We start from the raw sequence: 856 nt of genomic DNA on the forward strand, positions 1-856 counted from the left end.
GCGCCAATCTTCTCAAGACGTTAGCGGGGCTCGGCCCTGCCCCTCGGGCGGATCGTGTCGCCCGCTTGCCCTTCGGTGCGGGCGGCGTGATCCGCGGCTGCCCTTCCCGCTCTCCTGACGCTGCCCGGCCACGCACAGGACGCGATCTCGAGGGCCGAACTGGCCCCGACCGGCGCGCTCCGGGTCGGTCTCGTCGAGGCTCCGTCCGCCGGCCTGATCTTCGTCTGCCGCGCGGCCGATGGAGGGCTCGACGGGGTGACGGCCGATCTGAGCGCGGATCTCGCCCGCGAGGTCGGTCTGCCGCTGGCCGTCACGCTGTTCCCGAACTCGGGCGCTGCGGCCGACGCCCTGCAGGCCGCGGCGATCGATGTCAGCTTCATGCCGGTCGACGCGACCCGCCGGCAGGTGATCGCTTTCGGGCCGGGCTACTACGACCTGGAGAGCACCTATCTGGTCGGCGCCGGGTCGGGCATCACCGACGTGGCGCAGGTGGACCGACCGGGTCTCCGGGTCGTGGCGATCGAGGGCACGACGACGTTCCGCGCCTCCGCCCGCACGCTGACCCGGACGCAGCCCCGCCCCGTCCCGTCCGTGGCCGAGGCCGTCGCGCGCATGCGCGCCGGGCAGGCGGACGCCTTCGCCCTCTCGCGCGACACGTTGCGGCCGGTGCTCCTGCAGGTCCCCGGCTCTCGCATCGTGGCGGGCGGCTTCCAGCAGACGCAGGTCGCCGTCGCCGTCCCGAAGGGCCGACCGGTCGCCCTCGCCTGCGTCACGGCGTGGATGAATGAGGCGAAGCGCACCGGCGTCGTCCGGCGGATCTTCAATGCCCGCGGCTTCCGCGACGACGCGGTCGCGC

At 73.9% G+C, this 856-nt stretch carries 1 protein-coding gene; it reads left to right on the forward strand.

Translation table 11 applies throughout. From position 1 onward, the window contains the following. Window positions 1-255 precede the first annotated feature (255 nt). On the forward strand, window positions 256-856 hold a 601-nt coding region (locus ACLBYG_RS31575), incomplete at its 3' end, for a transporter substrate-binding domain-containing protein (protein ID WP_447684085.1).

Source organism: Methylobacterium sp. D53M (assembly GCF_053345625.1).